Origin of the sequence: Pandoraea sp. B-6 (assembly GCF_000282835.1) — a bacterium.
Taxonomy (GTDB): Bacteria; Pseudomonadota; Gammaproteobacteria; order Burkholderiales; family Burkholderiaceae; genus Pandoraea; species Pandoraea cepalis.
Map to the genome: position 1 here is coordinate 105367 of NZ_KB290540.1, position 8840 is coordinate 114206.

Here is an 8840-nt window from a genome sequence, read left to right on the forward strand (position 1 = left end):
CGATGAAGAGCGCGTCGAGCAGCAGGCTCGCCGCCGTGCGGCGTGCCGTGGCATCTGTGCCGCGCAGGAGGTAGCGCGCGACGAGCCAGGCCAGCAACGCCGCTGCGGCCACGGCGACCGTCGGTATGGAGAATGGGCCAAGGCTGCGGGTCATGCGTTCCCCGCTGCGTCGAGATGGCGCAGGAAGCTGCGCGCATCCAGCTCGCCGACCATGCGTTGCGCGCGCACCTCCCGACCGTTCGCATCGATGAGAATGAGCGTGGGCGGACCGAGCACCCCCCACCGCTTCATCAGAGCCTGATCGATCGCGTCGTTCTTCGTCACGTCCGGGCGTAGCACTTGCATCGTCGCCAGGCGAGCCGCGACCTCCGGATCGCCGAACACATTCCGCTCGATGACATGGCAGCTCACGCACCAGTCGGCGTAGAAGTCGATCAACGTCCATTGCCCCTTCGCGACCGCCTGAGCAGTGCGCGCATCGACATCCTCGGCAGACTTGACGCCGATGTAGTTCAATCGCGTGCCACTCTGCGCAGCCGCGCCATGCGTGACTGACGCGTTCGCCCGTGCGAGAGGACTGAGTACCGCGTCGCTGCCAGACGCGGCGCCCACGAGCATGAGTACGGACCAGATGCCGGCCAACGACGACGCGAACAACAGCGTCCATCCTGCCGACTGGCCGCGTAGCGTCCATGCCCACGCGCCGAGCCCGACAGCGAGACCGAGGCCGAGCGCGCCCCACAGCATCAGGCTGACGCTGCCGGGAAGGAAGCGGCTCAGCATCAGAATGGCCATGCCCGTCATGACATAGGCGAACGCGATTCGCACGCGGACCATCCACGCTCCCGGACGCGGCAGAACCGGCGAGCCGAACAGCGCGATGGCCAGCAACGGCAGTCCCATGCCGACACCCAGTGCAAACAGCGCGAAGCCGCCCATCCACGCGTTGCCCGTCTGACCGATATAGAGCAAGGCGCCGGCCAGCGGGGCCGTCATGCAGGGGCCGACGAGCAGCGCCGAGAGCAGGCCGAGTGCGGCCGCACCGACGAGGCTGCCGCCGGGGCGCGGCTGCCCGGGGGCGTTGAGTCGATTCGTCACGAACGCCGGCAGACGCAGCTCGAACAGACCGAACAACGACGCAGCCAGTACCAGGAAGAGCCCCGCGAAGGCGCCGAGCAGCCAGGGTGATTGCAACGTCGCCTGCAAGTTCGCGCCGGCCAAGCCCGCCGCGACGCCCACCGACGCATACGTCAGCGCCATCGCCAACACGTACGACAGCGAGAGTGCGAGCGCGCGCAACGGCGCCGGACGATTGCCCACGATCATCGTCGAGACGATGGGGATCATCGGCAGCGTGCACGGCGTGAAGGCCAGCAGCAAGCCGAAGCCGAAGAACAGCAGCGTGCCGGTGATGGGGCCCAGCGAGGCGAGTCGTTGCGCTGCAGCCTGGTCCTGTGCGAGAGGCGCAGCGTTATCGGCGGCGCGCGTCGCTGGGATATCAGGGGGAGTCGGCATCCGGGAGGTGCCGAAGGCAACCGGACTGGCCGAGGTGGGCGGGTTCGCCGGGATGGCTGCGCCTGAGGCCATCCCGGCGGGCAAGGCGATCGTCATCGTTTGCGGGGGATAGCAGATGCCGGCGTCGGCGCAGCCCTGCCAGTGCAGCGTTACCGGACCGGGTGTCGTTGCGGGCAGATGCATGCGCAACGCATCGTCGGTATAGATCTCCGTCTCGCCGAAGAACTCATCGGTGTGTGTCGACCCTGCCGAGAGCGTCAGCGCCACGGGGCTGCCCGACGCATCCTCAGCACGCAGCGAATGACGGTAAACGTAGTAATCCTTGGCAATCTGGCCGACGACTTCGAACCGGCCGTCAACGTGGCTGACCGGGGCAAGCGTCAGCACCTGAGACGCTTCCAGGAATTTCGGCGTGATCTGCCAGGGCAAGGCATCGGCGGTGCGCGTCCAGCCGATCGCACCGAGAAAAATCACAAACATGAAAAAAGCGCGACGTAGCAAATCTGTTCTCCCGCGGAAATCCCTAAGCAGGCAAGAGTGTGGCCTACGCCGATTAACCGAGAGTTAACGAGCGCTAACGCTTGGGCCGGGTGTGGTGGATAAACCGACACCCGCGGGATCGCCGTCCAATTCATTACGCAAAGTACGTAACATGGCGCGATATTCACAAGAGGTGCGGAATCGTGCGAGTGCTGTTGGTGGAAGACGACGACTTGATTGCGAGCGGCATTGTCGCGGGGCTGAACGCGCTGGGAATCGCGGTCGAGCATGCGGCGTGTGGTGCGGCGGCGGTGGCGGCACATGCGGAGAACACGTTCGATGCGCTGGTGCTCGATCTGGGATTGCCCGATGGCGATGGCCTCGGCGTTCTGTTGGAGATTCGCGCGATGGAGCGCGACGTGCCCGTCCTGATCCTGACGGCGCGCGACGGCATCGAGCACCGCATTGCCGGCTTGAATGGCGGGGGTGACGACTACATGGTCAAGCCGTTCGACCTGCGTGAGTTGGCGGCGCGACTGCATGCGTTGATTCGCCGGGTGCAGGGGCGTGCGGCCCCGATCATCGAGGCCGGGCCGCTGCGGCTGGAGCCGGCGAGCGGACTGGCGTGGCTTGATGGCGAGCCGGTCGAACTCTCGCGCAAGGAAGTCGACTTGCTGGCGCATCTGGCGAGCTGTCGAGGCCGGTGGCTCACGCCCGACATGTTGAACGAGCGGCTGTATGGGTTGACCGACCGACTGGGCAGCAATGCGTTGAACGTACACATTCACAACGTGCGTCGAAAATTGGGGGGCGGGGTCATTCAGACGGCGCGGGGCCTGGGCTACCGATTGGGATGGGCGTTGTCATGAGTCTTCGTTTGCGTGCGGTGTTGATCGCCGGCGTGGCGCTTGTCGTGCTCTGGGCTGCGGTGGCGGGGTGGATGATGCGAGGGGTGCAAGCCAATCTTGACCGGACACTCGACGAGCGCCTTGCGATGTCGGCCCGGATGGTGTCGGGACTGTTGGCGCGGGCTGCGCTGTCGCCGCTTGCCCCGGGCGTTGGCAACGCCGACTGGGGCGACGTCATTCGTGTGGGCAGCGACGATGGGATTGCATGCGAGATCCGGTCGGTGCATGGTGCGGTGCTGGCGCGCACCGAGGGCGGGCCACAGTCGGCCGAGCGGTCATTGCCGCTGGGTTTGAGCACCATGGTGTTCGAAGGCAAGCGTTGGCGCATCTACGTGTTGCAGGACGAACGCGGGTATCAGGTGATGACGGCCGACGGGCTCGACAAGCGGGCCGCGCTCACGGGTGCGTTGCTGCGAGCCGTGGGAGTGCCGTTCATGATTGCGGTGGTGGGTGGTTTGATGGCGTTGTGGGTCGGCATTGGACGCGGGTTGTTGCCGTTGGATGCGTTGCGATTGGCGTTGCGTCGCAAGCACGTCGACGACACGGCGCCCATCGACCTGGGGCGTGCGCCGACCGAGCTGCGCCCGGTCGTCTTGGCACTTAACGGGTGGCTGGACCGGCTGACCCAGGCGATGGCGTATCAGCGGGCGTTCACCGATGCGGCGGCACACGAATTGCGCACGCCTTTGACGGCGGTGGACACGCACTTGCAGGTGGCGGAGCTCACGCAGGGCGAGCCGGCCAGGCGGGCGTTGCATCAGGCGGGGGTGGGCGTGCGTCGCTTGCGGCATACGCTGGATCAGATGATGACGCTTGCGCGTGCGGAGGCGCCTGAGCATTCGCCGCAGGCGTGCAAGTCGGTGCGCGAGGTTTTGGAGGGCGTTCTTGCCGCGGGGGAGGAGACGGATCGGGGCCCCGTTCCGCTGCGAGTTGGGTCACTGTCTGAGTGGCGGAATGGGGCCCCGGTCCGTCGTGACGTACCTCGGATCGCATTCAGCATGTCGTGCGAAGACGGGGGCACACCGATCCCTCGTTCGATGCTTGGCACGGCGGTGCGCAATCTCGTGGATAACGCGTTGCGGTATTCCCCGGCGGAGTGTCCGATCGAAGTGACGGTAGGGATGGACGACCATCGTCGGCAGTACTGCATCGTGGTAGGAGACCGGGGTCCGGGCCTGGCGCCGGAGCAGGCGATGCGACTGGGTCAGCGTTTCTGGCGTGGCGATCAGGGGCGGCAGCAGGGTGAGGGGTCGGGCCTGGGGATTTCCATCGTGCAGGCCATCGCCTCGCGCTTTGGCGCCACGCTCGAGTTTGCGCCGCGCGATGGCGGGGGGTTGCTGGCGCGGCTGTACGTGCCCGTTGGCTGATGAGCGACCGATCGCACCTATCCCACCCATCGCACGCGTTAAGCCATCGAACTGAGCGTGCGACGAAACCGTCGCAGTGAGACGGCGAAGAACACGGCGCCGATGAGCGCGAGCGCCATGAACTGCACCCACACCACGCCGATCCCGGCCCCTCGGAACAGGATCGCCTGACTCAGCTCGACGAAATGCGTGGTGGGCGCGGCCAGCATGATGTCCTTCACCAGCGGAGGCATGCTCTCGCGCGGCGTGTTTGCGCCCGAGAGCATTTCCAGTGGCAGCAGCACCAGAATCAGCAGCATGCCGAACTGCGGCATCGACCGGGCGAGCGTCGCAAGAAAAATCCCCATCGACGTGGTGGCGAACAGGTGCAGCGTTGCTCCCAGCAGGAACAGCGCCACCGACCCGCCGATCGGCACATGCAGCGCACCGCTCACGATCAACCAAAGTGACATCGCGGCGGCGATCAGCACCACCAATCCCATCGACCAGATCTTCGCCGCCATGATTTCGGTCGGTGTCACCGGCATGACGAGCAAATGCTCGATCGTGCCGTGCTCGCGCTCGCGAATGAGGGCGGCGCCCGTGAGGATGATCGAGAGCATCGTGATGTTGTTGACGATCTCCATGAGCGCGCCGAACCACGCGCGCTCCAGCGTCGGGTTGAAGCGCACGCGCAACGCCAGATCGATCGGCAATGCGAGGTTCGATCGGTATCGCTGGAGGAACTCGCGCACCTCTGCCGAAACGATCTGCTGCACATAGCCGCTGCCGGTGAACGCCTGACTCATGCGCGTGGCGTCGACATTGAGCTGGACTTCGGCCGCACGTCCCGCCAGCACGTCGCGCTGAAAATTCGGCGGAATGTTCAACGCGAACGTGAACGCGCCTTCGTCCATGCCGCGATCGACGGCGTCCGCCGTAATCATGCGCGGCGGGGTGAACTGCGGCGGATAGAACGCCGAGACGATGCGCTGCGAGAGCGGTGAAGCGTCTTCGTCCACAATCGCGATCGGCGCAAGATGCAATGTGTCGGGCAGTGCTGTCGCTGCGGAATAGACCGATGCCGTGAACGTATAGACGATGAGCACCAGCATCGTCACATCGCGCGCCAGACTCCATAGCTCCTTGATGCCGAGCCGATAGATGTTCGCCAGATGCCGCGGCCACGGATGCGGGTTCTGCGGCGGTGCCTCGCGACGCGAGGCCGGCGGGAGCGTCGGGCCTGCCATCACCTCTCCTGTTTGTTGAGCAGCAGGATCGTGGAGCCGAGTACCACGGGCACGGCGATCAATAACGGCCAGAACGCGTTGCCGAGGTCGGCAAATCCGAGCGCCTTGTTGAACACGCCGCGGCTGATGATCAGCATGTAGGTCGACGGATAGATCTCGCCGATGATCCGGCCCGAGCCCTCCATCGAGGGCACCGGCGTGAGCATCCCGGAAAACTGGATCGCCGGAATCATGGTGCCGATCATCGTGAAGAACAGCGCCGCGATCTGGCTGCGGGTGAAAGTGGATGCCAGCAGGCCAATGCCCGTGGCGACGACATTGAAAATGAAGACGGCGCTCACGAGCGTCAGAAAGCTTCCCTTGATCGGCACGCCGAACAGCGTCACGGCGATGAGCGCCATGAGCAGGAAGTTCAGCATGGCAAGCGCGACGTACGGAATCTGCTTGCCGATCAGGAATTCCGTGCGGGTGACCGGTGTCACGTACAGGTTCAGGATCGAGCCGAGCTCCTTCTCCCGCACCACGGACAGGGCGGTAAGCATGGCAGGCAGCATCAGCAAGAGCAGCGGAATCACCGCCGGTACCATCGCGGGAAGGCTCTTCACGTCGGGGTTGTAGCGATATCGGATCTCGATGTCGAGCGACGACGTCGGACGCGCGCCGAGGCGGTGCAATGACTGATCCGCCAGCCAGGTCTGGTGCATCCCCTGCACGTAGCCCTGCACCGTCTCGGCGCGCATCGGCATCGCCCCGTCTATCCATGCGCCGATCTCGACCGCCTTGCCGCGTAACACGTCGCGAGCGAAGCCCGGCGGAATCTCGATGGCCAGCGCCAGGTCGCCTTCGCGCAGTCGCCGGTCCATATCGGCGTCGTCCTTGATGGGCGGTTGTTCGATGAAGTAGCGCGACCCCGCGATGTTGAGCGCGTAGTTCTGGCTCAACGTGGTCTGGTCGCGGTCGAGCACGGCGTAGCGCAAATCTTCCACGTCCATGCTGATACCGTAGCCCATCACCAGCATCAACACGAGCGAGCCCACCAGCGCAAGCGTGGCGCGCACCGGGTCGCGCTGCAGCTCCAGCGTCTCGCGCCAGAGATAGCTGAGCAGGCGGCCGAGCGAGAATGCCTTGTGCCGAGGGGGCGCCGTTTCGACGATGACAGATGATTCAGGCGGGGTGGACGTGTCAGGCGACGCTGGCGCCAGCGATGCGCCGCCACCTGCTTCCACGAGATACTCGATAAAGGCCTGCTCGAGCGTGGCCGCGCCCTTGTCGTGCGTGATCTTCGCGGGCGGATCGGACACGAGCACCTTGCCCGCGTGCATCAACGAGATGCGGTCGCAGCGCTCCGCCTCGTTCATGAAGTGCGTGGAGATGAAGATCGTCACGCGATCCCGGCGCGACAGTGCCACCAGCAGACGCCAGAAGTTGTCGCGCGCGATGGGATCGACGCCCGACGTCGGCTCATCGAGAATCAACAGTTCGGGCTTGTGCACCATCGCCACGGCGAGCGACAGGCGCTGACGCATGCCGAGCGCAAGGGTGTCGGGCAGTGCGCCCAGCACGTCTGCCAGACCGAAGCGACGTGCCATCTCGGCCACGCGTGCGCCGACCTCGGCCTCGGGCACATGGAACAGCCTGGCGTGCAGCACGAGGTTCTGATGCACCGTCAGCTCGGTATAGAGCGAGAACGCCTGCGACATGTAGCCCACGCGGCGGCGTGTGCCGATGTCCTTCGGATCGACTTCGTGACCGAAGAGCCAGGCCCGGCCGTCGCTCGCTTGCAGCAGGCCGGTGAGCAACTTCATCGTGGTGGTCTTGCCGCAACCGTTCGAGCCGAGGAAGCCGAAGATCTCGCCGCGACGAATGCGGAAGTCCACGTGATCGACCGCAACGAAATCGCCGAAGCGCATCGTGAGATCCTTGGCTTCGATGGCGATCTCCGTGTGTTCGTCGATCGGCAGCGGCGGAATCGCGACGGGCTCGTAGCCGCGCGTTTTCTCCGCAGGCAGCAGGTCGATGAACGCCGCTTCCAGGGTGTCTCGCCGCGTGTGCGCAAGCAACTCGGCGGGCGTGCCGGTCGCGAGCACCCTGCCCGCGTCCATGGCGACGAGCCAGTCGAAGCGCTGTGCCTCATCCATATACGCGGTGGCGACGATCACGCTCATCGTCGGTCGCGCGCGACGAATGCGCGCGATCAATTCCCAGAACTGAGCGCGCGCGAGCGGATCCACGCCGGTCGTGGGCTCGTCGAGCACCAGCAGATCGGGATCGTGAATCAGCGCGCAACACAGCCCCAGCTTCTGCTTCATGCCCCCCGAGAGCTTGCCCGCCGGCCGGTCGAGAAACGCATGCAGGCCGGTGCTGTGCGTGAGGTCATCGATGCGGCGGCGCCGCTCCGGGGCATCGTGACCGAAGAGCCGCGCGAAGAATTGCAGGTTCTCCTCGACGGAGAGCGTCGGATAAAGATTCTTGCCGAGTCCCTGCGGCATATAGGCGATGCGCGGACACACGCGGTCGCGATGCGCCTTGCTCGCCATGTCGCCGCCGAGCGCTTCGACGGTGCCCGCTTGCACCACCCGCGCGCCCGCGATGAGCGACAGCAGGGTGGACTTGCCGACGCCGTCCGGACCGATCAGACCGACTATGCCATGGGCGGGGAGGTCCAGGCTGACGTTGTCCAACGCGACCGTCTTGCGGCCGTAACGCAGTGTCACGTCGGCGACGCGCACCACCGGCGGCAAGCGGCTGCCGGGCGGGGGCGATATCGAAGGCGAAGGTGGGGGCGGCACCGTCATGATGCGCGGCTCACTGCGGCAGCTTCGTTTGCAATTGGGGCGGCCACGGCACCTGACGGTCGGTCTTCACCCAAGCGACGCCGGGCAGGCCCGTCTTCACGAGCGTCAGATGCTGTTGCAGCAATTCGGGCGCAATCTGCGCGCGCACGCGGAACATCAGCTTCTGGCGCTCGCTCTCGGTCTCGACGGTCTTCGGCGTGAACTGCGCCGTGCTCGAGACGAAGGAGAGGGTCGCGGGAATGACGTACTGGGGCGCTGCGTCGAGCACGATGCGAACGTCGGCGCCCATGGCGAGACGGCCGGCCACCGTTTCCGGCAGGAAGAACGTCATGTACACATCCGACAGGTCGACGAGGTTGAGCACCTTGCCGCCCGCCGCCAGCACTTCGCCGGGTTGCGCTACGCGAAATTGCACGCGGCCGTCGCGCGGCGCCTTGAGTTCGCTGTCGGCAATATCGGCTTCGATACGGTGGATGGTGGCCTGCGCGGCTTCGACTGTCGATCTCGCGCCAGTCACCTGGGCGTTGGCCGCCTCCACCGCCGATT

Annotated in this window: 6 protein-coding genes; 2 read left to right on the forward strand and 4 right to left on the reverse strand. The window is 65.6% G+C overall.

The features are described 5' to 3' along the window. Positions 1–150: 150 nt before the first annotated feature. Complete coding sequence (gene dsbD, locus A985_RS0117515; protein ID WP_017234674.1) at positions 151–1995, reverse strand: protein-disulfide reductase DsbD; 1845 nt, start codon at positions 1993–1995, stop codon at positions 151–153. A gap of 203 nt (positions 1996–2198) precedes the next feature. Here dsbD and A985_RS0117520 point away from each other — a divergent pair, with 203 nt between their 5' ends. Beyond that, positions 2199–2864: a response regulator gene (locus A985_RS0117520; protein ID WP_026132089.1), complete on the forward strand. Its 666-nt coding sequence runs from the start codon at positions 2199–2201 to the stop codon at positions 2862–2864. Then, positions 2861–4270 (forward strand): ATP-binding protein, encoded by a 1410-nt coding sequence (locus tag A985_RS0117525; RefSeq protein ID WP_026132090.1) that lies wholly within the window; start codon positions 2861–2863, stop codon positions 4268–4270. The genes A985_RS0117520 and A985_RS0117525 overlap by 4 nt, the downstream gene beginning before the upstream one ends. 38 nt (positions 4271–4308) lie before the next feature. On the opposite strand, the gene A985_RS0117530 is transcribed toward A985_RS0117525, so the two are convergent. The 3 genes from A985_RS0117530 to A985_RS26020 all read right to left on the reverse strand — a co-directional run. Further along, on the reverse strand, positions 4309–5499 hold the full coding sequence (locus A985_RS0117530; RefSeq protein ID WP_017234677.1) for an ABC transporter permease: 1191 nt from the start codon (positions 5497–5499) through the stop codon (positions 4309–4311). Continuing rightward, complete coding sequence (rbbA, locus tag A985_RS0117535) at positions 5499–8294, reverse strand: ribosome-associated ATPase/putative transporter RbbA (RefSeq protein ID WP_083902347.1); 2796 nt, start codon at positions 8292–8294, stop codon at positions 5499–5501. Before rbbA ends, A985_RS0117530 begins: the two co-directional genes overlap by 1 nt. Positions 8295–8304: 10 nt before the next feature. Continuing rightward, the coding region (locus tag A985_RS26020) for an HlyD family secretion protein (RefSeq protein WP_232424666.1) at positions 8305–8840 on the reverse strand (536 nt) is incomplete at its 5' end.